The sequence below is a fragment of the Pseudomonas moraviensis genome (assembly GCF_900105805.1).
Classification (GTDB): domain Bacteria; phylum Pseudomonadota; class Gammaproteobacteria; order Pseudomonadales; family Pseudomonadaceae; genus Aquipseudomonas; species Aquipseudomonas moraviensis_A.
Genome location: NZ_LT629788.1, coordinates 3269145 through 3295520, shown reverse-complemented (window position 1 = coordinate 3295520; position 26376 = coordinate 3269145). Strand labels below are relative to the sequence as shown.

Sequence of the window (26376 nt, the reverse complement as noted above, 5' to 3'; positions counted from 1 at the left end):
AAGACCTTACTGTAGCCGGACACCGAAGCCGCGACCAGATATTCTAGGCAGCTCGATAACCCGAACGGAGTGACGCAATGACTGACGCTGTAGACCATGACGTGGAACTGGACGCCAGTGGCCTGAACTGTCCGTTGCCGTTGCTCAAGGCAAAAATGGAACTCAATAAACTGCCAAGTGGTGCCGTGCTCAAGGTGATCGCCACGGACGCCGGTTCGCAGCGCGACTTCCGTACCTTTGCCAAACTGGCCGGTCATGCGCTGCTGCGTGAAGAGGACGAGGCCGGGATCTACCGTTACTGGTTGAAGAAAGCCTGAAGCGACCGCGTTAACAATCGAAGGGATTATTGATGTTCAAAGTGTTACGCGACTGGATTCAGCGCTACTTCTCCGATGAAGAAGCCGTGGTACTGGCGGTGCTGCTGGTTCTCGCCTTCACCGCCGTGCTCACCCTCGGTGGCATGCTCGCCCCGGTGCTCGCCGGCATGGTGCTGGCGTATCTGATGCAAGGCCTGGTGGTGACACTCGAGCGGCTGCGCGTGCCCGGCGGCGTGGCGGTGGGGCTGGTGTTCGCGCTGTTCATGGGCGCGCTGATGCTGTTTATCGTCGTGGTTCTGCCGCTGTTGTGGCACCAGTTGATCACGCTGTTCAACGAACTGCCAGGCATGCTCGCCAAGTGGCAGTCGTTGCTGCTTCTATTGCCGGAGCGCTATCCGCATCTGGTGTCCGACGAGCAAGTCTTGCAAGCGATCGAAGCGGCGCGGGGCGAGATCGGCAAGTTCGGCCAGTGGGCGCTGACGTTCTCGCTGTCGAGTCTGCCGCTGCTGGTGAACATCATGATCTACCTGGTGCTGGTGCCGATTCTGGTGTTTTTCTTCCTGAAGGATCGGGCGATGATCGGCGAGTGGGTGCGCGGCTATCTGCCCCGCGAGCGCGCGTTGATCACCCGCGTAGCGCAGGAAATGAACCGGCAGATCGCCAATTACATTCGTGGCAAAGGCATCGAGATCGTGATTTGCGGCGGCGTGACCTACATCGCTTTTATCGCCCTGGGTCTGAACTATGCGGCACTGCTGGCGTTGCTGGTCGGCTTGTCGGTGGTGGTGCCGTATGTCGGCGCCGTAGTGGTGACCGTGCCGGTGCTGCTGATTGCGCTGTTCCAGTGGGGCTGGAGCGATCAGTTCATTTATCTGATGGCGGTCTACGGAATCATTCAGACGCTGGACGGCAACGTGCTGGTGCCGCTGTTGTTCTCGGAAGCGGTCAACCTGCATCCGGTGGCGATTATCTGTGCGGTGTTGTTGTTTGGCGGGTTGTGGGGATTCTGGGGTGTGTTCTTTGCGATCCCGCTGGCGACGCTGTTCAAGGCTGTGCTGGATGCATGGCCGCGCAAGGAACCGGTGGTGGCGCCGTTGCTTTAGCGGTTGATCCGGATTTTGCAGAGAGGCTATTCGCGAGCAGGCTCGCTCCCACAGTTGATTGCATTCCAACTGTGGGAGCGAGCCTGCTCGCGAAGGCGTCTTCAAAGACGCAACAGAAACATCAGGCTTTATTCAGAGCTTCAGCTGCCGCCAGCACGGCATCAACATGCCCCGGGACTTTCACGCCACGCCATTCCTGACGCAGCACGCCGTCCTTATCAATCAGGAACGTGCTGCGATCAACGCCCAGGTATTCCTTGCCATACAGCTTCTTCAGCTTGATCACGTCGAACAACTGGCAAACCGCCTCGTCCTTGTCGCTGATCAGCTCGAAGGGGAATTGCTGTTTGCCTTTGAAGTTTTCGTGCGACTTCAAACTGTCGCGGGAAATGCCGAAGACTTCGGTGTTGGCAGCCTTGAAAGCCGCATATTGATCACGAAAGCCCTGGCCCTGAGTGGTGCAGCCCGGGGTGCTGTCCTTCGGGTAGAAGTAGATCACCACTTGCTTGCCCTTGAGTTCGGACAGGCTGACGGTCTGCCCGCTGGTCGCAGGCGCGGTGAAATCCGCAACCGGTTGGTCGATGACAACGGCCATGAAAGCTTCCTTACATTGGGTTTTGTGGGCGCCAGGGCTCGATCAGGGCATCCAGGTTCATTGCGTCGGCGAAGTCGAGGAACTGATCGCGCAGCCAACTGATCTGGGTGCCGGCCGGCAGAGTCACGGTGAACGTGGCGTTGAGCATGGTGCCGCCGGTCTGGGGCGCCTGGTAGGTGTCGCAGGTGAGGTTTTCCAGTTCGACGTTGTGGTCCATGAAGAACTGGCACAGCTCATTGATGATGTCCGGGCGATAGGCCGAGCTGACGTAGGCCACGTAAGGCAGGGCCTGCGGACGATTTTCCAGCGCCGCGCTGCGCACCACGTTGACGGTGAACGCATGACGCTTGGCCAGCAGCGGCAGGCTGCCTTCGAGGCGCGCCAGGGCGTCCCAGCTACCGGAAACTTCCAGCACCAGGGCGCTGCACTCGCCGTGGCGGGTCAGGCGGGAGGTGACGACGGCGCAGCGGTTTTCATGGCTGGCGCGGCACAGGACGTTGGTCAGCTCCATGGGGTTGGCGCCGAGGGCACTGATGACAAGGAATTGTTCGCGAACTGTGGGGGTGGACATGCAGCATTCCTAAAGCGATGAGCGGTCGGTAGGTTGACGGGCGTTGCTGGTCGGGAGTGCCTGTTCTGGCGGTCCGTATAAAGAGACCCGGCCTGCGCTCGCGGCTCGCTCCACTGTGCGGGAGCGCGTCGATGCGACGCAGGAACGGGGCCTGGGAGGCCGAAAAGGGAGGCTGGAACCCGGCGTACAAGCTGATCTGTACCGATCAAAGTCTGAAGGGTAGCGAAAAGCGGCGCCAAGGGGAATGGCGGCGGCGCAGTACTTCGCTTGTGCAAGCATCTTGGCGCCAGTACCATTACCGCTCTCTTTTTCCGGCAGGAGCGGTTTCATGATTGCGGGCAGTATGGTGGCACTGGTCACTCCCATGGATGCACAAGGGCGTCTTGACTGGGACAGCCTCAGCAAACTCGTGGACTTCCACCTCAAGAACGGCACCCATGCCATCGTCGCCGTCGGGACTACCGGCGAGTCGGCCACCCTTGATGTAGAAGAGCACATCGCCGTCATCAAAGCCGTGGTCAAACAGGTTGCCGGGCGCATTCCGGTCATCGCCGGCACCGGCGCCAACTCGACCCGCGAAGCCGTCGAACTGACCCGCAACGCCAAGGCCGCCGGCGCCGATGCCTGCCTGCTGGTGGTTCCTTATTACAACAAGCCGACCCAGGAAGGTCTGTACCAGCACTTCAAGCACATCGCTGAAGCGGTCGACATTCCGCAGATTCTCTACAACGTTCCCGGCCGCACCTCCTGCGACATGCAGGCCGAGACCGTGATTCGCCTGTCCAGCGTGCCGAACATCATCGGCATCAAGGAAGCCACCGGCGATCTGAAACGCGCCAAGGCGATCATCGATGGCGTGAGCAAGGATTTCATCGTGTTGTCCGGCGATGATCCGACCGCAGTCGAGCTGATCCTGCTCGGCGGTAAGGGCAACATCTCGGTCACCGCCAACGTCGCCCCGCGCGAAATGGCTGACCTGTGCGAGGCCGCGCTGAAAGGCGACGCCGACACCGCACGCGCAATCAACGAAAAACTGATGCCGCTGCACAAGGACCTGTTCATCGAAGCCAACCCGATTCCGGTGAAGTGGGCTTTGGTCGAAATGGGCCTGATGCACGAAGGCATCCGCCTGCCACTGACCTGGCTGAGCACTCCTTGTCATGAAACGCTGCGCTCGGCCCTGCGCCAGTGCAGCGTCCTGGTTTAATTGAGGAAGTACAACGCATGAAGCGAATGGCCGGACTTTCCGCACTTGCCTTGATTATCTCCAGCACCAGTGGCTGCGGATGGGTCTGGGGGCCGGAAGGTTATTTCCGCGACCGTGGAAGCGATTACCTGCAAGCGCAACAGACTGCACCGATGCAATTGCCAACGGATGTGAGCACTGCCAAGCGTCTCGATCCGCTGTTGCCGATCCCGCGCAACGTGGCCGACGACACCGCGACCGGCGAATACGTGGTTCCGCGTCCTCAGCCGCTTTCGGCGGTTGCTGATGCCACCGATTACTCGCTGCAGAAAAGCGGTGATTCGCGCTGGGTCGTGGCGCAGCATCCACCGGCCGAAGTCTGGCCAGTGGCGCTGCAGTTCTTCCAGGACAACGGTTTCCGTCTGGATGAACAGCGCCCGCAAACCGGTGAGTTCACTACCACCTGGCAGCACTCCGACGAACTGTCCGCTTCGATGGCCAAGCGCCTGAGCGCGGCCGGTATCGCCAGCGACAGCGAAACCCGCGTGCGTGTACGCATCGAGCCGGGCGTGCAGCGCAACACCAGTGAAATCTACGTGGTCAGCGCCGAGCGTCCTGCCGGCAGCACGGCCGACGTGGCTTTCACCAACCGTTCGGTCAACACTGGCCTGGACGCTGCGCTGGTCGACGACATGCTCGCGAGCATGAGCCGCACCTCCGAGAAGGGTGGTTCGGTGTCGATGCTGGCCTCGCGTGATTTCGATGCACCGAGCCGCGTCAGCCTCAGCGAAGACGGCAGCGGCAACCCGGTGTTGAACGTCGGTACCGATCTGGACCGCGCCTGGTCGAGCGTCGGCCGTGCGCTGGAACAGGGCGAATGGCGCGTTGAAGACATCAACCGCAGCCTGGGCCTGTACTACATCAACCTGGCCGAAAAAGCCGAGAACAAAGACGACAAGCCTGGCTTCTTCAGCGGCCTGTTCGGCAGCGCGCCGAGCAAGGAAGAAGTCGAAGCCCGCGCCGAGCGTTATCAGGTTCGCCTGAGCAAGGTGGGCGAGAACATCCAGGTCACCGTCGAAAAGAACATCAACACCGTCGCGCCGGCCGATGTCGCGCGTAAAGTGCTGAGCGTGATTCAGGACAACCTGGGCTGATCCGATATGCGTTTTGCCGTTCTCGGCAGCGGTAGCCAAGGGAACGGCACGCTGATCGCCAGTGCCGATACGTACGTGCTGGTGGATTGTGGTTTTTCCCTGCGGGAAACCGAAAGACGTCTGTTGCGCCTGGGTGTGCACCCGGCGCAACTGAGCGCGATACTCGTGACCCACGAACATGCCGACCACGTGCATGGCGTGGGTTTGCTGTCTCGGCGCTACAATCTGCCGGTGTACCTCAGTCGCGGCACGCTGCGCGGGATGCGCAAACCGCTTGAACCGGCAGGCTTTCTGGCCGGCGGCGAGCAGATGCAGATCGGCGCACTGAACGTCGGGGTCATTGCCGTGGCCCATGACGCGCAGGAGCCGACCCAGTACGTCTTCAGCGATCAGGAACAGCGGCGCTTCGGCCTGCTGACCGACCTGGGATCGTTTTGTGAGCGGGTGCTGGATGGCTACCGGGACCTCGATGCATTGATGATCGAGTCGAACCATTGCCGCGACATGCTCGCCCGTGGTCACTACCCGTACTTTCTCAAGCAGCGGGTGGGCGGCGAACGCGGACATCTGAACAACCATCAGGCGGCATTCCTGGTGGCCGAGTTGGGCTGGCAGGGCTTGCAACACCTGGTCCTGGCCCATCTGAGCAGCAAGAACAACCTGCCGCAGCTGGCCCGGCAATGTTTTGTCGACACCCTCGGGTGCGACCCGGACTGGCTGCAACTGGCCGATCAAGATTCAGGGCTCGACTGGCGCCACATCGCCTAGCCCACCTACTTAGCAAGCGGAGCCCATCATGGAAAAACGTGAAGAACTCTACCGCGGCAAAGCCAAATCGGTTTACAAGACCGACGACGCTGACCGCTTGATCCTGCTGTTTCGCAACGACACTTCGGCGTTCGACGGCAAGCGCATCGAACAGCTCGATCGCAAAGGTATGGTGAACAACAAGTTCAACGCCTTCATCATGCAGAAACTCGAAGCGGCCGGCGTACCGACCCAGTTCGACAAACTGCTGGGCGACAACGAATGCCTGGTGAAGAAGCTCGACATGATCCCGGTCGAATGCGTCGTGCGTAACTACGCTGCCGGCAGCCTGGTCAAGCGTCTGGGCGTCGAGGAGGGCATGAAGCTCAACCCGTACACCTTCGAACTGTTCCTCAAGGACGACGCCAAAGGCGACCCGTTCATCAACGAATCCCACGTCGTGGCGTTCGGTTGGGGCACCGCCGAGCAACTGGCGCGCATGAAGGAACTGTCGCTCAAGGTCAACGAAGTCCTGAGCAAACTGTTCGACGACGCCGGCCTGCTGCTGGTCGACTTCAAGCTTGAATTCGGCGTGTTCAGCGACGGCTCCATCGTCCTCGGCGACGAGTTCAGCCCGGACGGCTGCCGTCTGTGGGACAAGGACACCAAGAAGAAGATGGACAAGGACCGCTTCCGTCAGGGCCTCGGTGACGTCATCGAAGCCTACGAAGAAGTCGCCGCTCGTCTGGGCGTACCGCTTTAATCGACGCAAGCATCTGATAGCACGGAAAAAATTTCGTTTGGGGGGTTCGCAACCAACGAAAGTGTTGTTATGATGCGCGCCGTTGGAGAGATGCCAGAGTGGCCGAATGGGACGGATTCGAAATCCGTTGTACCTTCACCGGTACCTAGGGTTCGAATCCCTATCTCTCCGCCATTATTGAACAAGACAAAGCCCCCGTAATCATTGCTGATTACGGGGGCTTTTTCGTTTCTGGCGTTTTGTTCGCGACGCTTTTCGGGTACAACCTGCCGACTGCACTAAAGGACAGCTCGATGAGTGAAGTTCAGCCGTTGGCGGATGGTGGCGAGGTGAAGCCGCAGGCCGTGAGTTTGCGCGACGCGTTCTGGTTCTGGTTGAAGCTGGGGTTTATCAGTTTCGGCGGGCCGGCCGGGCAGATTTCGATCATGCACCAGGAGTTGGTCGAGCGGCGGCGGTGGATTTCCGAGCGGCGTTTTCTGCACGCGTTGAACTATTGCATGTTGCTGCCCGGGCCGGAGGCGCAGCAGCTGGCGACCTACATTGGCTGGTTGATGCATCGAAGCTGGGGCGGGATTGTGGCCGGTGCGTTGTTTGTGTTGCCGTCGCTGTTCATCCTTATTTTCCTCTCTTGGCTGTACATCGCTTTCGGTGAAGTACCGGTGGTGGCCGGTTTGTTTTATGGGATCAAGCCTGCGGTAACGGCCATTGTTGTGCAGGCGGCGCATCGCATCGGTTCGCGGGCGCTGAAGAACAATTGGCTGTGGGCGATTGCGGCGGCGTCGTTTACCGCGATTTTTGTGCTCAATGTGCCGTTCCCGCTGATCGTGCTGGGCGCGGCGGTGATCGGCTACTTCGGCGGTCGACTGGCGCCTGAGAAGTTCAGGGTCGGCGGGCATAGCGCGGCGAACAAGTCTTTCGGCCCGGCATTGATCGATGACGACACGCCATCGCCAGCACATGCCCGCTTCAGTTGGACGAAACTGGCGATGCTCGCCGTGATCGGCGCCGCGCTATGGGCATTGCCGATGGGCGTGTTGACTGCGCTGTTTGGCTGGCATGGCACGCTGACGCAGATGAGCTGGTTCTTCACCAAAGCTGCGCTGCTTACCTTTGGCGGGGCGTATGCGGTGCTGCCCTATGTCTATCAGGGCGCCGTCGGTCACTACGGCTGGCTGACGCCGACGCAGATGATCGACGGCCTGGCGCTGGGCGAAACCACCCCCGGACCGCTGATCATGGTAGTGGCGTTTGTCGGGTTTGTCGGGGCTTATGTGTCGCAGGTGTTTGGCGCCGATCAGGTGTTTCTCGCCGGCGCGGTCGCCGCTGCGCTGGTGACGTGGTTCACCTTTCTGCCCTCATTTCTGTTCATCCTCGCCGGCGGCCCGCTGGTGGAGTCGACCCACGATGAACTCAAATTCACTGCACCGCTGACCGCGATCACCGCCGCGGTGGTTGGCGTGATTCTCAATCTGGCGTGTTTCTTCGGCTACCACCTGCTCTGGCCGCAGGGCTTCAGCGGCAGCCTGGACTGGCCGTCGGCATTGATTGCCATTGCCGCGGCCATTGCGCTGTTTCGCTTCAAGCGCGGGGTGATTCAGGTGCTGCTGGGCTGTGCGCTGATCGGGTTGCTGGTGCATTTGCTGCGTTGAGCCAGGCAGACCCGGCCAGATTGAAATCGCGGGCGGACAACCCGATCTTTTGTCATTGGTTCCATTTAACCAAGTGCGAGTCGTACCAGCGGCAAGCCGCCGTTTCACTTGCCCATACGGTTCAAACCATTTGTCCTGTTACCGCAATTTTTTTGAAATTTCCGCAAAGACAATGCTTCACAAAAGGGTAGGCAGGCTTTCACCCGACGACTTGCCACGCTTATCCGACTGAGGAGATTTGTCATGTTTCTACATAACAAGCGACTTCAATACACCGTTCGTGTTGCCGAGCCCAATCCGGGGCTGGCCAATCTGTTGCTCGAGCAATTTGGCGGCGCACAAGGTGAACTGGCGGCGGCTTCGCGCTATTTCACTCAAGCCCTGGCCGAGGAAGATCCGGGACGCAAAGACCTGCTGATGGACATCGCCACTGAAGAACTCAGTCACCTGGAGATCATTGGCTCGATCATCGTCATGCTCAACAAAGGCGCAAAAGGCCGGATGGCCGAAGGCGTCGAGCAGGAGGGCGAATTGTATCGCTCGCTCAATGGCAACGGCAATGACTCGCACATCACCAGCCTGCTCTACGGTGCCGGTTCGCCGTTGACCAACTCGGCCGGCGTGCCGTGGACAGCGGCGTACGTCGATACCATCGGCGAGCCCACCGCCGACATGCGCTCCAACATCGCCGCCGAAGCTCGGGCGAAGATCGTCTATGAGCGCTTGATGAACGTGACCGATGATCCCGGCGTAAAAGAGGCGCTGGGCTTTCTGATGACCCGCGAGATTGCCCACCAATTGTCCTTCGAAAAAGCCCTGCACTCGATCCAGCCCAATTTCCCGCAAGGCAAACTGCCGGGTATGCCGGAGTTCACCAACGTTTACTTCAACATGTCGCAAGGCACCGAAAGCATGCGCGGTCCCTGGAACCAGGGCGACGATTGGGAGTTTGTCGAAGACCCGACGCCAGCAGTCGACGGCGGCGATGGTCTGGCCACCGTGCAACTGGACAGCGCCGACGAAGCGCTGCTGGAAAACATGAAGATGCGCACCATGTCCGACCCCAACAGCGAGCCGGTCACTGGAGCGGATCTGGGCTCCGGCGCGCAAGCCAAGCCTGGGTTGTGAGGCACGTGGGGCGCGCCTGACATGCGACGGCGCGCCCCGGTTGATCATTGGGAAATCATCAAGAAGAGGACTCGACAATGGCTACTCCACAGGAAAATCTGCTCGACTGGCTGCGTGACGCCCACGCCATGGAGCAACAGGCCGAGCAGATGCTCAAGGCGCAGTCCAAGCGTCTGGAGCATTACCCGAAGCTCAAGGCGCGCATTGATCAGCACATCGAAGAAACCCTCGGCCAGCAGAAACTCATCGACGAATGCCTGCAACGCCTGGGCGGTGATTCGTCGACGATCAAAGACCTGGGCGGCAAGCTGATGGCGTTCGGTCAGGCCGTCGGCGGCTCCTTGATGAGCGACGAGGTGATCAAGGGCGCCATGGCCGGTTATGTATTCGAAAACATGGAAATCGCCAGTTACACCGTGCTTATTGCAGCGGCGAAAGCGGCGGGGGACAAGCAGACACAGAAGGCCTGCGAAAAGATTCTGCCGCAGGAAGTGGCCATGGCTGAATGGCTGCTCAAGCACCTGCCGCAACTGACAGAAGCGTTTCTCGAACGCTCGGCGGATCCGGACAAGGAAGCCAAGAAGTAAGCCCGCGTGCCAGCGTCCGCCTGTCAGCCGGGCGGACGCGGTAGCGGTAGCGGATTATGGCACGACCTGCAGCGGTTTGCGCTCAGTCGCCACCGGCTGCAAATGTCCCGACCGATCCAGGTGATAACGCTGCAGGTCACGCGCCAGAATCAGTTGGCCGTGATACAGCGACGCCGCTTCACTACGCACATCTTCGATCGACGGACTCAAAGCCGGATTGGCCTGATAGCGCGCGCTGAAATGCGTCAGCACCAGGTTGCGTACGCCGGCGGACTCGGCAAAACCGGCGACAGCGGCGGCGCTGCTGTGGCCGTAACTGGCGCGAGCGCGGTCGATCGCTGCTTGCACGAATGTCGCTTCATGCACCAGCACATCCGCCGATTGCGCCACTTCGGCCAGCAGTGCCGGGCGATCGTTATCGCCGCAGACAATGATGCGCCGATCAGGTCGTGAGCTGAGCAAGTAATCCCGCGCATGCAACAACTGCCCGTTGTGCTCTACGTCCTGACCATGGGCCAGCTGACCCCAGAGCGGGCCGCGCTCTATGCCTTCGGCCTCGAGGCGCTGCACGTCCAGACGCGGCTCCGGATCGGACTCGGTAAATACATAACCATGACACGGCACACGGTGGGACAGCTCGACGGTCTGCACTTGAACGTTGACGTTGCGCCACTCTGTGAGCGTTTCCACGGCGTGCAGGTTGATCTCAAAGGGCAGGTGCGATTGCGTCACCTCAAGGCTCATTCTCAGCCACGGATGCAGCGCTGTCGGCAGCACAATATCCAGCGGCCGCGTGCGCCCCGACATGCCCGTGCTCGCCAGCAACCCCGGCAGGCCGAGGCAGTGATCGGCATGCACGTGGGTGATGAAAATCCCCCGCAGCTCGCTCAGCGACAGCGGTGTGCGCAACACCTGATGCTGGGTGCCTTCACCGCAATCGATCAGGTACCAGCCCTTGCCCGCAGACGCGATCAATGCGGTGGCGCTGACATTGCGCTGGCGGGTCGGCACGCCGGCTGACGTGCCCAGAAACAACAAATCCACGGTGGTTCTCCCTGGCGGTTCGGATTTGACTATGCAGGCTGCCGAACGCGATAACCGCGTGCAGTGCTCGGTGTGCTTTCGACAATCAGCGACACGCTTCGGATCCCTCGACAGTCTGCGGCAACTCATCGGACACCTGCGCTGTCGGCGTTCGATCGCGGCACTCCGATCGGTGATGGTGGTCTCAGCGAAACGGAAGTAACTCAGCGGAGGTCAACTTGCCTAGAAATTCCAGGCCGATCGTCGACCGAGCCGATGTGGCGGTCCTTTCGCAAGAGCGCAAAGATGTGTTCTTCGCGGCGGTGCAGGTCAGCCGCATGGCCATGATCGTCACCGATCCTGCGCAGGCCGATGATCCCATTATTTTTGCCAACAATGCCTTTCTTGAACTCAGTGGCTACGAGCGGGAAGAGGTGCTCGGGCGCAACTGCCGATTTCTGCAAGGCGAGCAGACCGATCGCGCCGTGTTGCAACAGGTCAAACAAGCGTTGAGACATCACCACGAAACCTGCGTGGAAGTGCTCAACTATCGCAAGGACGGTTCATCGTTCTGGAACGAGCTGTTTATCGCGCCGTTATTCAACGAGCGCGGGCAACTGGTGTATTTCTTCGCCTCGCAAATGGACGTCAGCCGACGCCGTGACGCCGAGGACGGTTTGCGTTACAGCGAGAACATGGAAGCACTGGGGCAGTTGACCGGTGGCATCGCCCACGATTTCAACAACCTGCTGCAAGTGATGATCGGCTACATCGAGCTGATCCAGCACACCGCCAAACGCCCGAGCATCGACCCGCAGCGCATCGTGGTCGGCGCCGGTCACGCCCGTGCGGCGGCGGAAAAAGCCCGTCTGCTGACTCAGCATCTGCTGGCGTTTTCCCGGCGGCAACGGCTTGAGGGCCGGGTGATCAATCTCAATGCCTTGCTCGAGCGGTCAACGCTGCCGGCACCGGAATCCTGCGATCTGGAGCCGCAATTTGAGTTGGCCGAGGATTTGTGGAATTGCCGCCTCGACCCGGCGCAGGCGGAGATGGCGCTGAACCATTTGCTCTCCAACGCCTGCGATGCGCTGGTTGACCAGCAGCAACCTGCGATCACCGTGCAGACCCGCAACGTCGATGTACCGGATCCGACGGATCCGCATCAGGCCGGACTGGCGGCGGGGCGTTACGTCTGCATCGCGGTTGCCGATAACGGCGTGGGCATAGCCGCCGACGATCTCGACAAAGTGATGGAGCCTTTTTTCACCACCAAAGAAGAAGGCAACGGTGCCGGTCTCGGGCTTTCGATGGTCTACGGCTTCGTCAAGCAATCCGGCGGCGTGGTCAAAATCGAATCGACGCCGGGACTCGGCACTACGGTGCGCCTGTTCTTCCCGGCGGACGACAGTCAGCCATCGGCAACTGGTGCGCCTTACGCCGCCGAAAACCTCAAGGGTACCGAGCGCATCCTGATCGTCGAGGACCGCGCCGAAGTCGCTGAACTGGCGCGCTTTGTATTGTCCGAACAGGGTTATCACACTGACCTCGTTGCAGATGCGAGCGAGGCACTGGTCGTGCTGCAGAGTAGCGAATACGACCTGGTATTCACCGATCTGGTCATGCCTGGCGAGATGAACGGGCTGGCACTGGCGCGGGAAGTCAGCCAACGCTATCCGGCCATTAAAATCCTGCTCACGACCGGGTACTGCGCGGACGAGTCGACGCCGGAGGAGCTGACTGACAATGAATTCGAATTGATCGCCAAGCCCTACGCGCCGGTGGACCTGTTGCGCAAGCTGCGCTCGATGCTCGATTAAAAAAACGAACTGTCGTCGCGCGGCAGGCGTCCATCCTTAAGACCCCATTGAGCAACCAGTGAGGGGACTGATCCCCGAGGAGATGTTGGTCATGAGCGATTACCCGATGGACGAAACCGATTCCGATCACCGCAACCGTCAGTTTGGCCAGGCGCTGGGGCTAGACGCCGACGAGGTCGAGCTGTGGGTCAGCGCGATCGAAGAGGACGGCAGCGGCATGGGCTATGTCGTGCATTTTTCCAGCGAAACGCCGGTGGATGTGCTGGCCAAGGTGCAAGGGCTGGGTGACGACCTGATGATCAATATCGGGCCGATTGACTGAGCGTCAACGAGGACGGTTCATGCAGGAGCAACCTTTGGTGGTGATAAGCGGCGCCAGTGCTGGCGTCGGGCGCGCGGTGGCGCATCGGTTTGCCGCTGGCGGGTATAGCATCGGCTTGCTGGCGCGCGATCCCGCAGGATTGGCCGCTACGCAACAGGAGCTGGAAATGTATGGGGTCGAGGTGGCTGCCGTCAGCGTCGACGTTGCCGATGCGCTTGCCGTGCAGGAGGCCGCGCAGCAAATGGAAGCCAGGCTCGGGCCTTTGACGGTGTGGATCAATGCGGCGATGGTCACAGTGCTCTCGCCGATAGAGCAATTGTCCGCCGCCGAGATTGAGCGCGTCACCCAGGTGACCTATCTCGGCACCGTCCACGGCACGTTGGCAGCGCTGTCGTTGATGCGCCCGCGCAACAAGGGGCTGATCATTCAGGTCGGCTCGGCGCTGGCATATCGCGCCATTCCGTTGCAGGCCGCTTACTGCGGGGCAAAATTCGCCGTGCGCGGTTTTACCGACGCGTTGCGCTGCGAGTTACTGCATGAGCGCAGCGGTATCCGCGTGTGCATGGTGCAACTGCCGGCGATCAACACGCCGCAGTTCGACTGGGCACGCAACAAATTGCCCAGACGCCCGCAACCTGTGCCGCCGATCCATGACCCGGACGTGGCAGCGCGAGCGATTTTCAGCGTGGTCAAACACCCGCCGCGAGAGTTGTGGCTGGGATGGTCGACGATCAAGGCGATCATCGGCCAGTCGGTCATGCCAGGTTTGCTGGATCGTTTGCTGGCGCGCAGCGCCTGGACCGGTCAGCAGACCAGTGAACCTGAGGACAACGAGCACCCGGACAACCTGTTCGAAGCGCAGCCAGGTTTACATCAGATTCGTGGCCGCTGCGTCGGCCGTTCCAAGGAGGCGGCGCTGGCGTTCACCTCGACCCAAGTGATGGCGGTATCTGCGGTAATCGCCGTATTGGTGGGTGTGATTCTTTTGCAGTTTTGATCGTTCCGCGGTTCGCTCAAGGGTTGACGGACTTCAGCGCGCCCGCTGACGGTTTGAGTTTTTCCTGCAGGTCCCGAGCAGTTTTCGCCTGTTTTTCAATGCCCGGCAAGACTGCTTGAGCGAAAGCCTTGAGCTGCGGATCTTGCGACGACATGGCTTCTTTCTTGAACAGCATCAGTTTTTGCTCGAGGGTTTCGGCCTGGCTGTCGATGTAGATACGGTCGAAGGAATCGTCGCGAGACTCGAGGCGCAGTTGCTTGGCTTTCGAGGCTACTGAAGGTTCTGTCGGCACCGCCATGCGTTGGCTCTCCCCCAACTGCCGGAGCTGTTTATCGAAACGCTCATGGTCGGCAATCATTTGTCTGGCGAACGCTTTGACCTCGGGCAGGGTGGCCTTTTCCAGCGCGATATGTGCGCTGTTGTTCTGGAACAGGCTCTGCTGGGCCGCTTCTTCGACGAAAGCATCGAGGGTGTCCGCGTGGCCGGGCTGGGCGCTCAGGGCCAGTATTGCAAGGCAGATTGCGGCAAGTGATTTCATCGCGCGTAACCTCTGCGGGATCAATGGACGGTCAGGTGCATGGCAGCAACAATTGCAGCACATGCACCTTTGATGAGCATAGCGGATGGGTATTCAGCAACCGTTCTGAATGGCGACCAACGGCCCGTCTTTCCAGAAACAACAAGGACGGTCGCCTGGCTCAAATCTCCTTGATCGGCGTCTCGCCCTGTACGGCTTTGATCAGGTTGATCACATGCAGGCAATCGGCCTTGTTCACGTACGACTCACCACTGGCCACCGTCTCGTGGTTGCGCGCGCGCAGGCGCCAGCGCCATTGGCCTTTGCCGGTGCTCGGGGTGCCTCGGGTTTGTCGGTAGATTTCGAAATACATACGGTTCGCTCCCTGCGATCGATAGGCGCGCCAACCTGTGTGGCGCATCGACGCAAGCCTAGCGCAGAGGGTTTTTTTGGCTATCGCGGATTTGTTTCCAATCGTTCGCGGATGTTTCTGCAACGCTGTCTCGGAAACGTTTATGGACGCAATGCCCAAGGCCTTTCTACACTGCCGCTATTCCGGGGAGCAGGGGCAATGGATGAACCGCAATGAACTTCGCAAGGCCGACATCAACCTGATGGTGGTGTTTGAGACTCTGATGCTCGAACGCAACGTGACCCGCGCGGCGGAGAAGCTGTTCCTCGGCCAGCCGACCATCAGCTCGGCGCTCAACCGTTTGCGCACGATGCTCAACGACCCGCTGTTCATCCGCGTCGGTCATCGCATGGAACCGACGGCCCGTGCCGAAGATATTTACCGCCATCTCAAACCGGCACTCGACTCACTGTCGGCGGCGCTGAGCCTGACCCGCGATTTCGACCCCGCCACCAGCACCATGACCTTTCGCATCGGCCTGTCCGATGACGTCGAATTCGGCCTCCTGCCGCCGCTGTTGCGCGCTCTGCGCCAAGAAGCACCGAACGTGGTGTTCGTCGTGCAGCATGTCGATTACTGGCGGATTCCCGATCTTCTCGCGGCTGGCGATATCACCGTCGGCATCAGCCAGACCCGTGGCCTGCCGGCCAACGCCAAACGCAAACTGCTGCGGCATATCCAGCCGAGCATCCTGCGCGCCGACGCCTCTGATACGCCGCTGACCCTCGACGAATATTGCGCTCGCCCGCATGTGCTGGTGTCGCACACGGCCAACGTCAGTGGCTATGCCGATGAATGGCTGGCGGAGCTGGGCCGGACGCGCCAGGTGGTGTTGTCGGTGCCGCAGTACAGCGCGCTGCCGGCGCTGCTGGCGGGCACCGACCTGATCGCCAGCCTGCCGGACTACACCGCAGCGGCGATGGCGGCGTCCGGGGCGCTGTTCCAGGAACCGTTTCCGTTCAAGACGCCGACGCTGGACCTGTCGATGGTCTGGCTCAGTCATGTCGACAGCGACCCGGCCGAACGCTGGCTGCGTTCGCGACTGGAAGCATTCATGAGCGAACGGCCAACTGAGCGCCACGATCCCTTGTAGGAACTGTCGAGTGAAACGAGGCTGCGATCTTTTGATTTTGATCTTCAAATGAAGGATCAAAAGCTCGCAGCCTCGTTCCACTCGACAGTTCCATCAGAAAGTCCGCTGATTCGCATGTGTTATACGTACGCCCCCGCACCCCCCGACTGGAGATCCGCAATGCCACACCTGCACATGGAATACACCGCCAACCTGACGCAGTTGAACGCCGACATTGCCCTGATCAGGCTCAACAACACCCTGGTCGGTTCCGGTCAGTTCGGGGCGGAGTTCGATATCAAGAGCCGCGCGATCAAGGTCGAACACTTCAAGGTCGGCACGGCTCTCGGCGAGCGTGCCTTCGTCCATGTGAAGCTGGCCTTGCTCAGCGGGCGCTCGGCAGAAATCAAGAAGCAGTTGTCGCAAAGCCTGCTGGCGGTGTTGCAGGAGCTCTGCGAATGGCCGGCCGGGCTCGAAGTGCAACTGTGCGTCGAACTGCTCGACATCGATCGCGAGTCCTACAGCAAGACCGCGATCGGCATCTGAGGCTCAGGCGCTTTCCAGCTCGCTGCACACCTGAATCACCTGCTCGCGCAGCCAGACATTGGCGCTGTCCTGATCGACGTTCTGGCTCCACTGCATATCGAGGGTGAAGCCCGGCAAACCGTTGGGTGCCTCGCAGTGTTTGAATACCGCGTCATTGGTCAGCAAACGCTGGATGCGCCGGGGCAGGGTGAGGATGAAGTCAGTGCCGGTGATCATCTTCAACGCGGCGCTGTAGCTGTTTGATCGCGCGACGATCTGGCGTTTCTGCGCCTGGCGCGCCAGCCAGCCGTCGACCATGTTGGTGCTCGATGTCCACGGCGTCGGGAACACATGCCGACGCTCGGTAAATGCTTGCAGGCTCAAACGCGGTTCCAATGGCGTGGCGCGCTTGTCGAAGACGCAGACCAGGTCATCTTCAAGCAACATCCGCGATTTCAGATCCGCATGCTGGCGATGAAAGTGCGGGCCGAAACTGATCACCAGGTCGAGTGAGCCGTCGCGTAACTCATCGGCGGGCACGTCGGTTTCGAACTTGTGCATGTTGACCATCACCGGCAAATCGTCGAAGTCGAAGCGCTTCAACAGGCGCGGCAGGATCAACTGCTCGAAATATTCCGGGGCGCAGATGTTGAAGGTCACCGCCTGCCGGCTCGGGTCGAAGGCCGGTGCTCCGGCGTGGCAGAGGTTGATGCTTTCGAGGATCTTCTGCACATGGCCGTACATGCTGCAGGCCTTGTAAGTCGGGCGCATGCCCGTGCGGGTGTTGATGAACAATTCGTCTTCGAAACTGGTGCGCAGTTTCTTCAGGCAATAACTGACAGTGGACTGACTGACAAACAGGGTTTCCGAGACATCGGTGACACTGCTCTGCTCATACACAGCAACAAATACCATCAAATCCTGCATGTCGAGCTTGCGAAGCAAATTACTGTTCAGCATGAGTTCCGTCTCGCTGTGCCCCTTGCGCAGAATTCGCGCAAACGTGTGCGTACGATCCTAGCGGAACGATGGTGCCAGGAGAAACCCTCGTAGGACATTTCACGGACACATGTGGGACAGAAACTTTTAGTAACACGACGTTGCCTATTTCGTGCGGAAAAGATGGCCAGAGGCCTCTAGCCCGGGCAAGGCAAGTGACGTGTGTAATGGCGAGGATTGAAGCGCACGACCATCAGCAACATGCTCACCATCACCGCAGTCAGCGCCCACCACGCGCCTTCAAAACTGCCCAGCCGATCACGAATTGTCCCTGCCAATAGCGGCGAGAGGCCAGCGATCAGGTAACCGATACCCTGCACAAATGCAGTGAGGCCACCGGCCTGCTGCGGGTCGTCGCAATGATCGAGCGCGACGATCAGGCTCATCGGAAACAGACCGCCAATACCCAGTCCCAACAGACACGGCCAGAGCAGGGCCAGCTGCGCCGGTGCGAGAATCAGCCCGCAGAAACCGCCGATGATCAGTAACAGCAGAGCCGCCAATATTGCGCGTCGATCACGGCTGCGGTTGGCAATCGCAGGCACCGCCAAGCCGGAAATGACCTCCATCGCTGTGAGAAAACCCAACAGCAGCCCGGCGTGTTGTTCGCTCCAGCCCTTTTCCACGTAGTACGGGGCGAGCCAGGCGAGGACACAGGTGTAGGACGCCGTACCGAGCCCAAAGAAAATCGCCAGCAACCAGGCGCGACGGCGGGTGATAACAGACTCCCGCTTGATCCCTCTTGATATGGCACGCGCGGGCTGTAGAGCCCAGACCAGCAAGGCGAGCACCGCCAGCGCGGCCCAAACGGCCAGCCCTGCGCGCCAGTTGCCGGTCTGCACCATCACCAGTGGCGCCAATGATGCGGCAATCGCCGCGCCGCCCATGATCGACGTCACGTAGACGCCCATGCATAACGCTACTTTGTCGGGAAAGCGCGACTTGATCAGCGCCGGCATCAACGCTTGAATCATGGCGATGCCGATGCCGGCCACTATGGCGCTGAGGATCAGCGCAAGAGCCGAATCGATAAACAACCGCGACAGCGTCGCCAGCCCGATGATCAGCAACGACAGCAGCACCGTGCGCTGTTCGCCGAAGCGCTGGCTGACGCTCAGGCCGAAGAACATCGCCAGCCCCATGGCCATGACCGGCAACATCGTCAGCAGGGAGGCAGCGCCGAAGCTCAACGGGATATCGCCACGGATCGCCGACAGCAACGGTCCCACGGCGGCCATTGATGTGCGCAGATTAAGTGCGACAAGGATGATCGCGAACATCAGCCAAGCGGCGGGGCGGTGATGATTCATCAGCAGGCCTTCGATTGCGGAAGCTGATGATTAGGCGTCGCGTCGCGCAGATCGGCAAATCAGAAAATCCCGCGCCAGACCTGAAAACTCGATAACACCGCATCCCCGTGTAGGAGTGAGCCTGCTCGCGATAGCGATGTATCAGATGAATAAATATTGACTGACACACCGCTATCGCGAGCAGGCTCACTCCTACAGGGGGGGCGTAGCTGGGCAATTAACTGAATGAAACCTGAACCATTCGCAAATACGCGCAAACTTCCAGAACAATGCCCGAAGGCAACTAATCATTAGCATCTTTTTCACGAAAAATTGATCCATGGCTGCCTAAAGTTTGTCATGCCTCGGTGAATGAAATTTTCACAAGTGACGAGGCTCTTCTTTCAGGAACAGTCACTCATCATGTTGAAGTTAAAAGCCGTGCGCCCGGAATGGGTGACGTTGTTCGCCAGCGCCTTTTTGTTGCTCGGTTTCAACCTAGTGCTCTGGCAACATCTGTTCGAGATAACCGCCGCCGATGGCAAGGGCAGCGTCCTGCGCCTGGCGTTCGGCGTGATGATCTTCGCCGCGTTCAATATTGTCCTGACGTTGTTCGCTTTCCGCCCCCTGCTCAAACCGTTATTGACCCTGTTGTTTTTAATCAGCGCTGGCGTGGCTTATTTCATGAGCCAATACGGCGTGATGATCGATGCCGGCATGTTGCGAAACCTCGCTGAAACCAATGCGACGGAAGTGCGTGATCTGCTTTCAATGAAGTTGTTTGCCTATATTGTCTTGCTGGGTATTTTGCCGTGTTTGATGTTATGGAAAGTGCCGGTCACTTATCGGCGCTGGCATCGTGAGTTGTTCAGCAAAGTTATTGTCAGTGTCGCCTCTGCGGCGGTGATCGGTGTCGTGGCACTGGCCAACTATCAGGGGTTGTCTTCGTTGTTTCGCAACCATCATGAAATTCGCCTGATGCTGGTGCCGAGCAATTACATCGGCGCGTCCCTCGGCTACCTGCAAGAGCAAGTCGTCTCGGCACAGCAGCCGTTCATCAAGATTGGCGTAGATGCCCAGCGCAATCCCGACTTGCAATTCCGGCCCCGCAAATCGCTGACCGTGCTGGTGGTCGGGGAAAGTGCGCGGGCGCAGAACTTCGGCATTCTCGGTTACGACCGGGACACCACGCCGCAACTGGACAAAGAGGCGGGGCTGATCGCCTTTACCGATGTGCATTCCTGCGGCACGGAGACCGCGATCTCGGTGCCATGCATGTTCTCCAACATGGGCCGCAAGGATTACAACGCCAGCAAGGCCAAGAATGAAGAGGGTTTGCTCGATGTGCTCAAGCGCGCCGGCATCGATGTGATCTGGCGCGATAACCAGTCCGGCTGCAAAGGCACTTGCGACCGGGTCACGGTGCAGGATGTCAGCAAATTGCAGGACCCGGCGTTGTGCGCCAACAGCGAATGCCGCGATGAAATCCTCCTGCAGGGTTTGCAGAGCTTTATCGATCACCTGGATAAAGACACGGTGCTGGTTCTGCACCAGATGGGCAGTCACGGCCCGGATTACTTCAAGCGTTATCCCAAGGAGTACGAACACTTCACCCCGGTCTGTGAGAGTAACGCGCTGAACAATTGCAGCCGCGAAAGTATCGTCAACGGTTACGACAACACGCTGGTCTACACCGATCATGTGCTGGCGAGCCTGATCGATGTGCTGCGCAGCAATCAGGACAAAGTCGACACCGCCATGCTCTATCTGTCGGATCACGGTGAATCGCTGGGCGAATACAACCTGTTTCTGCACGGCACGCCGTACATGCTGGCGCCCGAGCAGCAGAAGCATGTAGCGATGCTGGCGTGGTTCTCCGACAGCTATCAGAAAGCCTACTCGGTCGATACGCATTGCCTGCAACTGAGCCGCGACAAGCCGCTGAGTCAGGACAACCTGTTCCACTCCATGCTTGGCCTGCTCGAGGTGCGCAGCAGCGTGTACCAGCCGGCGCTGGACATGTTTGCCGGCTGTCGCGGCGCGGTGATCGACGGCGTACTGGCCAAGCAGTGAGGCATTTCCTGCCCGTCGCGCTGATGCGACGGGCCTTTCTGTTTCCGCTGTCAGACTATTCTTGCTGGCAGGCAAGACATTTCCTTACAGCTCTTGCCCTTCAAAGGCGCGTAAATCGCCAGTGGCGATATATACTGCGCGCCATTCTTCAAGGGAGAGCCGTGTGGCTATCGATATTCACTGGATTCGCGACAACGAAAGCCTCGCGCAGTTTTGCGCCGAGTGGCAGCAACTGCCGTTCGTTGCCCTCGACACCGAATTCATGCGGGTCGACACCTTCTACCCGATTGCCGGCCTGTTGCAGATCGGCGACGGTAAACGCGCCTACCTGATCGATCCGCTGACCATCAACGCCTGGCAACCGCTGGCCGCGTTGCTGGAAAACCCGGCGGTCCTCAAAGTCCTGCACGCCTGCAGCGAAGACCTCGAAGTGCTGTTGCGCCTGACCGGCAGCCTGCCGGCGCCGCTGTTCGACACGCAACTGGCCGCCGCTTACCTGAACCTCGGTTTTTCCATGGGCTACTCGCGATTGGTGCAGGAAGTGCTCGGCATCGACCTGCCCAAGGGTGAAACCCGCTCCGACTGGTTGCAGCGTCCGTTGTCCGAAACCCAGATCAGCTATGCCGCCGAAGACGCCGTGCATCTGGCCGAGGTGTTCGTCGAGTTGCGGCCCAAGCTGTCCGACGACAAGTTCGCCTGGGTACTGGAAGATGGCGCCGAACTGGTCGCCAACCTGCGCCGCGAAACCGATCCTTACGAGGTCTATCGCGAGGCGAAACTGGCGTGGAAGCTGTCCCGCGCGCAACTGGCCGTGCTGCGTGAGCTGTGCGCCTGGCGCGAAAAAGAAGCCCGCGCCCGTGACTTGCCGCGTAACCGCATTGTTCGTGAACACTCGCTGTGGCCCTTGGCCCGCACGCAGCCGGATAACCTCGCGGCGCTGGGCAAGATCGAAGACATGCACCCGCGTACCGTGCGTCAGGACGGCCAGTTTCTGCTTGATCTGATCAAGCGCTCTGGCAGTGTGGGCCCTGATCAATGGCCACCGGCAGTGCCGGAGCCGTTGCCGATCGAAGCTGCTGCGTTGATCAAGCAACTGCGCGCGCTGGGTCAGGCCGAGGCCGAACGCCTCGGGATCGCCCCGGAACTGATGCTGCGCAAGAAAACCCTCGAAGCCCTGGTCAAAAGCGGCTTCCCCGAGGGGCCTTACCAATTGCCCGATTCGCTGCGTGGCTGGCGCCGCGAATTGCTCGGTCAGAAGCTGCTCGACAGCCTGTCCACCGCCGGAGAACAGCCTTGAAACGTATTTGCTCCATCTACCAAAGCTCCAAGCGCAGCGGCATGTATCTCTATGTGCTCAAGAGCGATGCGCTCGAGCGCGTGCCGGAAGCGCTGATGACGGCTTTCGGCAAAGCGAAGCATTCCTTCGATCTGGTGTTGTCGCCCGAGCGCAAGCTGGCCAGCGAAGACATCACCGTGGTCCTGGAAAACCTCGACAAGCAGGGCTATCACCTGCAAATGCCACCGGCCGAGGACGAGTACATCGAGCACTTGCCCGAAGAGTTGCTGCGACGCAACGACCCGGTCTGACCCGCGAGGCCCTGTCCTGGGCCTCGGTTAACCCTGGAACTGTTTTTACCGCGATGGCCGGCCCGATCCCGGCGGCCGTCTGCACGGTTTGCGAAAGGTTTGAAGATGCGCGTTCTGATTGCCGAACACGACCACGCGATATACGCCCGACTGCTGCGTCAGGCACTGCCCGAGCTTGAAGTCCTGACCAGCGGCGACTCCGCCGAACTGGCGCGTCAGGCCGCCGATTGCCCGGTCTGGCTGGGCCAGCCGGACCTGCTGGCGACCCTGCTGCGCCAGGGCCATCAACCGCAATGGCTGCAATCGACCTGGGCCGGTATCACGCCGCTGCTCGCCGACGGCTTGCGCCGCGATTATCGCCTGACCCGTGCGGTGGGGATTTTCGGTCAGGTCATGGCCGAATACGTGCTGACCTACATCCTCGGCCATGAGCGCGAAGTGCTGGCGCGGCTGGTCAGCCAGGTCGAGCGCAAGTGGGACAACCGCAGCGGTCAGAGTCTGGTCGGGCGCAAGGTGCTGATCGTCGGCACCGGTGACATCGGCCAGAGTGTCGCGCAATTTCTCCTGCCATTCGGCGTCGAGTTGTACGGCATCGCCAGCAGCGCCCGCGCACAGGCGCCGTTCGTCGAAGTCGGCGCGCTGGCCGATCTTCCGCGTCTGGTGGGCGAGGTGGATTACGTGGTCAACCTGCTGCCGAACACCGAACACACCCACGATATCTACGACGCAGCGCTGTTCAAGCAATTCAAGCCGACCGGGTTGTTCATCAACGCCGGGCGCGGTGTCGCGGTGGTCGATGCCGATCTGGTCGAGGCCTTGAAGGAAGGGCACCTGGCCGGTGCGGTGATTGACGTCTGCCGTCAGGAGCCATTGCCGCAACGCCATCCATTCTGGACCGCGTGGGGCTTGCTGCTGACCGGGCACAGCTCGGCACCAACGTCGCCGGCGCTGATGGTGGATTTGTTTGTGCAGAACCTGAAGGCGTATGAGGCGGGTGAGGCGTTGCGTGGGGAAGTGGATTTCACCCGAGGTTACTGATTCTGCGCGGTACCCCTTGTAGGAGTGAGCCTGCTCGCGATGACGGCGTGTCAGTCAACATTGATGTCGACTGACACGGCGTCATCGCGAGCAGGCTCACTCCTACAGTGGTTTTATGGCGTGGCTTATAAAGTGAAATCTCCTTCGGCCACCAGCTCGCTCAGCGGACGACGCGGGCTCGGCGTTTCGCGGGCTTGCAGGTACTCGGCCAGGGTTGCCTTGTCACCGAGCTTGCCCACCGCCACCGCCGCATGCAGGGCATATTCCTCAGGAATGTTCAGCTCCTTGCGGGTCAGCTCCTGATCGAAACCGGCCATGCCGTGGGTGTGCCAGCCGCTGAGGCTCGCCTGCAGCGCCAGATGGCCCCACGCCGAGCCGGTATCGAACGTGCTCCAAAGCGCCGGGGTTTCCTCGGTAGCGCCCGGTGCCACGAAAGTGGTCTTCGAAATCACGATCACCAGCGCTGAAGCATGCTGCGCCCAGCTGCGGTTGAATTCGTTGAGCAGGCCCAGATAACGCTGCCAGTTCTGCGTATCGCGGCGTGCATAGAGAAAACGCCACGGTTACGAGTTGTACGCCGACGGCGCCCAGCGCGCGGCTTCGAAGAAGCTCAGCAAGGTCTCTTCAGGGATCGCTTCGCCGTTAAAAGCGCGGGGCGACCAGCGCTCGGTGAACTGCGGGTGAATGGCGTAATCGGCAACGCGAGGGTTGGCACTCATGCACGGATTCCTTGCAACGGATGGGGAGAAGTTCGCTGCAAAACCCTACTGGGCGGCGCTGGGGCTGACAAGCGGATTTACCGACAGTCGCCAGCGCTTGGCCACCGCGCCCGCTGGCACTAGACTGGCGGCCTTTTCACCACCTTGATGTTGATGCTTGAACCATGGCCGCCATTGTCGAACCGTTCTGGAAACGCAAAACCCTCGATCAACTCGATCACGAGGAATGGGAATCGCTGTGCGACGGCTGCGGCCTGTGCTGCCTGCAAAAGCTCGAGGATGAAGAAGACAACAGCGTCTATTACACGCGCATCGCCTGCAAACTGCTGGATCTGAAGACCTGTCAGTGCAGCGATTATCCGAACCGGATCAAGTTTGTCCCTGACTGCATCCAGCTCACCCCTGGGCAGGCGGAAGAATTCAAATGGCTGCCGCCGACCTGCGGATATCGTCTGGTCAGCGAAGGCAAGGATCTGCCGTTATGGCATCACCTGGTGTGCGGTGATCGCGATGCTGTGCACCACGAGCGAATTTCCCAATCCGGACGCATGCTCGCCGAAGGCAGCGTGCCGGAGGATGACTGGGAAGATCACCTGATTTTTCGCGCGGGCTGATGGTGAAGGGATTCGAAACCGCTATCGCGAGCAGGCTCACTCCTACAGGTGAACGCGTTTCAATTGTAGGAGTGAGCCTGCTCGCGATGGCGTAATTCGCCTCAACGCATTATTTGGATCAAACGCCGGCTTTCGGCGAGGTCAGCGAATCATTGCCGGTAACGGTCGCCGTTTCCGTGGCAACTTCGGCGTTGGTTTTCAGCTTGCTCAGTTCTTCCCCGGCGCGTTCGATCTTCGCCCGTACGTTGTTCATGTCCTGACGACCTTTCTCCAACAGGCTTTTCGCCGAGCAATGGCCGGTGATGCCGCGGGCCACGGCCATGCCGCCGAGCGCCACTTGAATCAGGCCGAACACGCCGCCACGGCGCAGGCCCTTGCCGACCATCAGCACGCCGCCGGTCAACGAGCCGACGCGTTCCCAGCCGTGCACGTTCTTGTGCGAAGGCGACTGGAACGGGGTGGATTCGATGCGTTCTACGCGTTTGAGCTCGCTCATGATCTATCTCCAGGCAGGGTGCGATTGATAGATAAGCTGACTGCCGGGGCGGTCAGCTTGTTCCATCGAATGTGCGACGCTTCAGCGGAATTTCGGCCCGGAGCGGGTGTTCAGGCCTTTGGCCATGCGGTCGTAAAGCACGACGTTGACCGTAGCGGCGAGGTTCATGCAGCCGGTGGTCGGGATGTACACGACGTCTTCGCACCAGTCGCGAATCTCTTTATCCAGCGAACCGTCTTCCGGACCGAAGATGTACAGCGCGCGGTCGGGGTGGGTGTATTCCGGCAATGGGCGGGCGCCTTCCACCAGTTCCACAGCGACGGGCACGCAGTTGAGCGGGAGGATTTTTTTCAGGTCGTCGATGCCGATCAGCGGGATGTCGTAGTGCACGCGCTTGGTGTCGGTGACGAAATCGGCGGCGCGTTCATAACGCTTGCCGGTGTAGAACACCGAGGCCACGCCATAACAGCCTGCGGCGCGCATCACCGAACCGACGTTCTCCGGTGATTTGGGATTATACAAACCAATGCAGCTGTACCGTTTGTCTGCCACGAGCGGGGTGCCTTCGGGAAAAGAGGGCGATTATACGGGGATAAGATCAAAAGATCGCAGCCTTCGGCAGCTCCTACAGTCTAATGGCGTACACCGTGTAGGAGCTGCCGAAGGCTGCGAACTTTGCTTTTAATCTTCTTTTTTCATCAGGCCAGCGAGGGCCGCAAACGGGTTATGCGTGGCCTTGGCGATTTTCGGTGTGCTCAGCGAGCCGTCGCCGAAATACTGCTGGTCGGTGTAACGCGAATGCTCGTTGTCGTGGCAATACAGGCACAACAGCTCCCAGTTCGAGCCGTCCTGCGGGTTGTTGTCGTGATTGTGGTCGCGGTGGTGCACGGTCAGTTCGCTCAGGCGTTTGCCGGAGAACTCGCGGGCGCAGCGGCCGCAGACGTGCGGGTACATCTTCAGGGCTTTGTCGCGGTAGCCCATTTCCTTGTCGCGCTGGTTGTCGGCGAGGATGCGGTCCAGCTTCGACGTGTTGGTGGGGGTGGACGAACTCATGGGTTCACCTTTGTAAAAGACTG

At 60.1% G+C, this 26376-nt stretch carries 29 protein-coding genes, 1 tRNA gene and 1 pseudogene; 20 read left to right on the top strand and 11 right to left on the bottom strand.

Translation table 11 applies throughout. The features are described from left to right. The first annotated feature begins 77 nt into the window (after nt 1-77). Both BLU71_RS14635 and BLU71_RS14630 read left to right on the top strand, forming a co-directional pair. Nucleotides 78-317, top strand: a complete 240-nt coding sequence (locus BLU71_RS14635; protein WP_042608134.1) for a sulfurtransferase TusA family protein — start codon at nt 78-80, stop codon at nt 315-317. Between the two features lie 32 nt (nt 318-349). Further along, complete coding sequence (locus BLU71_RS14630) at nt 350-1420, top strand: AI-2E family transporter (protein ID WP_041478862.1); 1071 nt, start codon at nt 350-352, stop codon at nt 1418-1420. Nucleotides 1421-1541: 121 nt separating this feature from the next. On the opposite strand, the gene BLU71_RS14625 is transcribed toward BLU71_RS14630, so the two are convergent. Together BLU71_RS14625 and BLU71_RS14620 are read right to left on the bottom strand one after the other, a co-directional pair. Then, the gene (locus BLU71_RS14625) at nt 1542-2015 is read right to left on the bottom strand and encodes a peroxiredoxin (protein ID WP_039760907.1); all 474 of its coding nucleotides are present in this window, start codon (nt 2013-2015) and stop codon (nt 1542-1544) included. A 10-nt stretch (nt 2016-2025) separates the two neighbouring features. Next, complete coding sequence (locus BLU71_RS14620; protein WP_042607411.1) at nt 2026-2586, bottom strand: glycine cleavage system protein R; 561 nt, start codon at nt 2584-2586, stop codon at nt 2026-2028. Between the two features lie 328 nt (nt 2587-2914). On the opposite strand from BLU71_RS14620, the gene dapA reads away from it, so the two are divergent. The 8 genes from dapA (at nt 2915) to BLU71_RS14575 (ending at nt 9800) form a co-directional block, all read left to right on the top strand. Continuing rightward, complete coding sequence (gene dapA / locus BLU71_RS14610) at nt 2915-3793, top strand: 4-hydroxy-tetrahydrodipicolinate synthase (RefSeq protein WP_083353369.1); 879 nt, start codon at nt 2915-2917, stop codon at nt 3791-3793. A gap of 17 nt (nt 3794-3810) precedes the next feature. Beyond that, nucleotides 3811-4926: an outer membrane protein assembly factor BamC gene (bamC, locus tag BLU71_RS14605; protein ID WP_083353368.1), complete on the top strand. Its 1116-nt coding sequence runs from the start codon at nt 3811-3813 to the stop codon at nt 4924-4926. A gap of 6 nt (nt 4927-4932) precedes the next feature. Continuing rightward, complete coding sequence (locus BLU71_RS14600) at nt 4933-5694, top strand: MBL fold metallo-hydrolase (protein ID WP_042607414.1); 762 nt, start codon at nt 4933-4935, stop codon at nt 5692-5694. Nucleotides 5695-5722: 28 nt separating this feature from the next. Continuing rightward, complete coding sequence (gene purC, locus BLU71_RS14595) at nt 5723-6436, top strand: phosphoribosylaminoimidazolesuccinocarboxamide synthase (protein WP_016771262.1); 714 nt, start codon at nt 5723-5725, stop codon at nt 6434-6436. Between the two features lie 84 nt (nt 6437-6520). Further along, nucleotides 6521-6610, top strand: a tRNA-Ser gene (locus BLU71_RS14590). A gap of 119 nt (nt 6611-6729) precedes the next feature. Continuing rightward, a complete protein-coding gene (gene chrA / locus BLU71_RS14585) occupies nt 6730-8085 on the top strand; it encodes a chromate efflux transporter (protein WP_083353367.1) in 1356 nt (451 codons plus the stop codon). Nucleotides 8086-8328: 243 nt separating this feature from the next. Beyond that, nucleotides 8329-9213 (top strand): manganese catalase family protein, encoded by an 885-nt coding sequence (locus BLU71_RS14580; protein WP_064362567.1) that lies wholly within the window; start codon nt 8329-8331, stop codon nt 9211-9213. A 77-nt stretch (nt 9214-9290) separates the two neighbouring features. Then, a complete protein-coding gene (locus BLU71_RS14575; RefSeq protein WP_083353366.1) occupies nt 9291-9800 on the top strand; it encodes a ferritin-like domain-containing protein in 510 nt (169 codons plus the stop codon). A gap of 54 nt (nt 9801-9854) precedes the next feature. Here the strand turns inward: BLU71_RS14575 and BLU71_RS14570 are convergent, their stop codons facing one another. After that, entirely contained in the window at nt 9855-10844 is a 990-nt protein-coding gene (locus tag BLU71_RS14570; protein WP_083353365.1) for a ribonuclease Z, read from the bottom strand. A 218-nt stretch (nt 10845-11062) separates the two neighbouring features. On the opposite strand from BLU71_RS14570, the gene BLU71_RS14565 reads away from it, so the two are divergent. From BLU71_RS14565 to BLU71_RS14555, 3 genes are all read left to right on the top strand, one after another. After that, nucleotides 11063-12640 carry a histidine kinase famiy protein gene (locus tag BLU71_RS14565; protein ID WP_083353364.1) on the top strand — a complete coding sequence of 526 codons (1578 nt, stop codon included), beginning with the start codon at nt 11063-11065 and terminating at the stop codon, nt 12638-12640. 91 nt (nt 12641-12731) lie between these two features. Further along, the gene (locus tag BLU71_RS14560) at nt 12732-12962 is read left to right on the top strand and encodes a hypothetical protein (RefSeq protein ID WP_064362564.1); all 231 of its coding nucleotides are present in this window, start codon (nt 12732-12734) and stop codon (nt 12960-12962) included. Between the two features lie 19 nt (nt 12963-12981). Beyond that, the gene (locus BLU71_RS14555) at nt 12982-13959 is read left to right on the top strand and encodes an SDR family oxidoreductase (protein WP_083353363.1); all 978 of its coding nucleotides are present in this window, start codon (nt 12982-12984) and stop codon (nt 13957-13959) included. A gap of 16 nt (nt 13960-13975) precedes the next feature. Here BLU71_RS14555 and BLU71_RS14550 read toward each other — a convergent pair whose 3' ends face one another. Both BLU71_RS14550 and BLU71_RS14545 read right to left on the bottom strand, forming a co-directional pair. Continuing rightward, nucleotides 13976-14497, bottom strand: a complete 522-nt coding sequence (locus BLU71_RS14550) for a DUF4142 domain-containing protein (protein ID WP_159245214.1) — start codon at nt 14495-14497, stop codon at nt 13976-13978. 160 nt (nt 14498-14657) lie between these two features. After that, the gene (locus BLU71_RS14545; protein WP_016771242.1) at nt 14658-14849 is read right to left on the bottom strand and encodes a YegP family protein; all 192 of its coding nucleotides are present in this window, start codon (nt 14847-14849) and stop codon (nt 14658-14660) included. Between the two features lie 202 nt (nt 14850-15051). On the opposite strand from BLU71_RS14545, the gene BLU71_RS14540 reads away from it, so the two are divergent. Then, entirely contained in the window at nt 15052-15981 is a 930-nt protein-coding gene (locus BLU71_RS14540) for a LysR substrate-binding domain-containing protein (RefSeq protein WP_042607421.1), read from the top strand. A 159-nt stretch (nt 15982-16140) separates the two neighbouring features. Further along, nucleotides 16141-16506: a 5-carboxymethyl-2-hydroxymuconate Delta-isomerase gene (locus tag BLU71_RS14535; RefSeq protein ID WP_064362557.1), complete on the top strand. Its 366-nt coding sequence runs from the start codon at nt 16141-16143 to the stop codon at nt 16504-16506. A gap of 3 nt (nt 16507-16509) precedes the next feature. Here BLU71_RS14535 and BLU71_RS14530 read toward each other — a convergent pair whose 3' ends face one another. Next, nucleotides 16510-17445 carry a LysR family transcriptional regulator gene (locus tag BLU71_RS14530; protein WP_064362555.1) on the bottom strand — a complete coding sequence of 312 codons (936 nt, stop codon included), beginning with the start codon at nt 17443-17445 and terminating at the stop codon, nt 16510-16512. A gap of 176 nt (nt 17446-17621) precedes the next feature. Further along, the gene (locus BLU71_RS14525; RefSeq protein ID WP_083353361.1) at nt 17622-18794 is read right to left on the bottom strand and encodes a cyanate transporter; all 1173 of its coding nucleotides are present in this window, start codon (nt 18792-18794) and stop codon (nt 17622-17624) included. Between the two features lie 402 nt (nt 18795-19196). Here BLU71_RS14525 and BLU71_RS14520 point away from each other — a divergent pair, with 402 nt between their 5' ends. The 4 genes from BLU71_RS14520 (at nt 19197) to BLU71_RS14505 (ending at nt 23471) form a co-directional block, all read left to right on the top strand. Beyond that, complete coding sequence (locus BLU71_RS14520; protein ID WP_083353360.1) at nt 19197-20846, top strand: phosphoethanolamine transferase; 1650 nt, start codon at nt 19197-19199, stop codon at nt 20844-20846. 163 nt (nt 20847-21009) lie between these two features. Then, entirely contained in the window at nt 21010-22143 is a 1134-nt protein-coding gene (gene rnd, locus BLU71_RS14515) for a ribonuclease D (RefSeq protein WP_064362548.1), read from the top strand. Further along, nucleotides 22140-22433, top strand: coding sequence for a YcgL domain-containing protein (locus BLU71_RS14510; protein WP_041478850.1), 294 nt, complete (start codon nt 22140-22142; stop codon nt 22431-22433). The genes rnd and BLU71_RS14510 overlap by 4 nt, the downstream gene beginning before the upstream one ends. Before the next feature lie 105 nt (nt 22434-22538). Further along, nucleotides 22539-23471: a D-2-hydroxyacid dehydrogenase gene (locus BLU71_RS14505; RefSeq protein ID WP_065617454.1), complete on the top strand. Its 933-nt coding sequence runs from the start codon at nt 22539-22541 to the stop codon at nt 23469-23471. Between the two features lie 125 nt (nt 23472-23596). On the opposite strand, the pseudogene BLU71_RS14500 reads toward BLU71_RS14505, so the two are convergent. Next, nucleotides 23597-24190: pseudogene (locus BLU71_RS14500) on the bottom strand (nitroreductase family protein). 164 nt (nt 24191-24354) lie between these two features. Between BLU71_RS14500 and BLU71_RS14495 the strand changes: the two are divergent. Further along, nucleotides 24355-24804, top strand: a complete 450-nt coding sequence (locus BLU71_RS14495; RefSeq protein WP_016771232.1) for a YcgN family cysteine cluster protein — start codon at nt 24355-24357, stop codon at nt 24802-24804. A gap of 118 nt (nt 24805-24922) precedes the next feature. On the opposite strand, the gene BLU71_RS14490 is transcribed toward BLU71_RS14495, so the two are convergent. From BLU71_RS14490 to BLU71_RS14480, 3 genes are all read right to left on the bottom strand, one after another. Beyond that, nucleotides 24923-25300, bottom strand: a complete 378-nt coding sequence (locus tag BLU71_RS14490) for a YgaP family membrane protein (RefSeq protein ID WP_042607429.1) — start codon at nt 25298-25300, stop codon at nt 24923-24925. 81 nt (nt 25301-25381) lie between these two features. Further along, the gene (locus BLU71_RS14485) at nt 25382-25852 is read right to left on the bottom strand and encodes an RNA methyltransferase (RefSeq protein WP_007911337.1); all 471 of its coding nucleotides are present in this window, start codon (nt 25850-25852) and stop codon (nt 25382-25384) included. Between the two features lie 129 nt (nt 25853-25981). Beyond that, nucleotides 25982-26353, bottom strand: coding sequence for a YajD family HNH nuclease (locus BLU71_RS14480; RefSeq protein ID WP_003222612.1), 372 nt, complete (start codon nt 26351-26353; stop codon nt 25982-25984). Nucleotides 26354-26376 lie beyond the last annotated feature (23 nt).

What these genes read in the sequence shown, in the direction of transcription:
- BLU71_RS14635 (WP_042608134.1), top strand. Translation starts at nt 78, where the DNA reads ATGACTGACGCTGTAGACCATGACGTGGAACTGGACGCCAGTGGCCTG.
- BLU71_RS14630 (WP_041478862.1), top strand. Translation starts at nt 350, where the DNA reads ATGTTCAAAGTGTTACGCGACTGGATTCAGCGCTACTTCTCCGATGAA.
- BLU71_RS14625 (WP_039760907.1), bottom strand. Translation starts at nt 2,015, where the DNA reads ATGGCCGTTGTCATCGACCAACCGGTTGCGGATTTCACCGCGCCTGCG.
- BLU71_RS14620 (WP_042607411.1), bottom strand. Translation starts at nt 2,586, where the DNA reads ATGTCCACCCCCACAGTTCGCGAACAATTCCTTGTCATCAGTGCCCTC.
- dapA (WP_083353369.1), top strand. Translation starts at nt 2,915, where the DNA reads ATGATTGCGGGCAGTATGGTGGCACTGGTCACTCCCATGGATGCACAA.
- bamC (WP_083353368.1), top strand. Translation starts at nt 3,811, where the DNA reads ATGAAGCGAATGGCCGGACTTTCCGCACTTGCCTTGATTATCTCCAGC.
- BLU71_RS14600 (WP_042607414.1), top strand. Translation starts at nt 4,933, where the DNA reads ATGCGTTTTGCCGTTCTCGGCAGCGGTAGCCAAGGGAACGGCACGCTG.
- purC (WP_016771262.1), top strand. Translation starts at nt 5,723, where the DNA reads ATGGAAAAACGTGAAGAACTCTACCGCGGCAAAGCCAAATCGGTTTAC.
- chrA (WP_083353367.1), top strand. Translation starts at nt 6,730, where the DNA reads ATGAGTGAAGTTCAGCCGTTGGCGGATGGTGGCGAGGTGAAGCCGCAG.
- BLU71_RS14580 (WP_064362567.1), top strand. Translation starts at nt 8,329, where the DNA reads ATGTTTCTACATAACAAGCGACTTCAATACACCGTTCGTGTTGCCGAG.
- BLU71_RS14575 (WP_083353366.1), top strand. Translation starts at nt 9,291, where the DNA reads ATGGCTACTCCACAGGAAAATCTGCTCGACTGGCTGCGTGACGCCCAC.
- BLU71_RS14560 (WP_064362564.1), top strand. Translation starts at nt 12,732, where the DNA reads ATGAGCGATTACCCGATGGACGAAACCGATTCCGATCACCGCAACCGT.
- BLU71_RS14555 (WP_083353363.1), top strand. Translation starts at nt 12,982, where the DNA reads ATGCAGGAGCAACCTTTGGTGGTGATAAGCGGCGCCAGTGCTGGCGTC.
- BLU71_RS14550 (WP_159245214.1), bottom strand. Translation starts at nt 14,497, where the DNA reads ATGAAATCACTTGCCGCAATCTGCCTTGCAATACTGGCCCTGAGCGCC.
- BLU71_RS14545 (WP_016771242.1), bottom strand. Translation starts at nt 14,849, where the DNA reads ATGTATTTCGAAATCTACCGACAAACCCGAGGCACCCCGAGCACCGGC.
- BLU71_RS14540 (WP_042607421.1), top strand. Translation starts at nt 15,052, where the DNA reads ATGAACCGCAATGAACTTCGCAAGGCCGACATCAACCTGATGGTGGTG.
- BLU71_RS14535 (WP_064362557.1), top strand. Translation starts at nt 16,141, where the DNA reads ATGCCACACCTGCACATGGAATACACCGCCAACCTGACGCAGTTGAAC.
- BLU71_RS14530 (WP_064362555.1), bottom strand. Translation starts at nt 17,445, where the DNA reads ATGCTGAACAGTAATTTGCTTCGCAAGCTCGACATGCAGGATTTGATG.
- BLU71_RS14525 (WP_083353361.1), bottom strand. Translation starts at nt 18,794, where the DNA reads ATGAATCATCACCGCCCCGCCGCTTGGCTGATGTTCGCGATCATCCTT.
- BLU71_RS14520 (WP_083353360.1), top strand. Translation starts at nt 19,197, where the DNA reads ATGTTGAAGTTAAAAGCCGTGCGCCCGGAATGGGTGACGTTGTTCGCC.
- BLU71_RS14505 (WP_065617454.1), top strand. Translation starts at nt 22,539, where the DNA reads ATGCGCGTTCTGATTGCCGAACACGACCACGCGATATACGCCCGACTG.
- BLU71_RS14495 (WP_016771232.1), top strand. Translation starts at nt 24,355, where the DNA reads ATGGCCGCCATTGTCGAACCGTTCTGGAAACGCAAAACCCTCGATCAA.
- BLU71_RS14490 (WP_042607429.1), bottom strand. Translation starts at nt 25,300, where the DNA reads ATGAGCGAGCTCAAACGCGTAGAACGCATCGAATCCACCCCGTTCCAG.
- BLU71_RS14480 (WP_003222612.1), bottom strand. Translation starts at nt 26,353, where the DNA reads ATGAGTTCGTCCACCCCCACCAACACGTCGAAGCTGGACCGCATCCTC.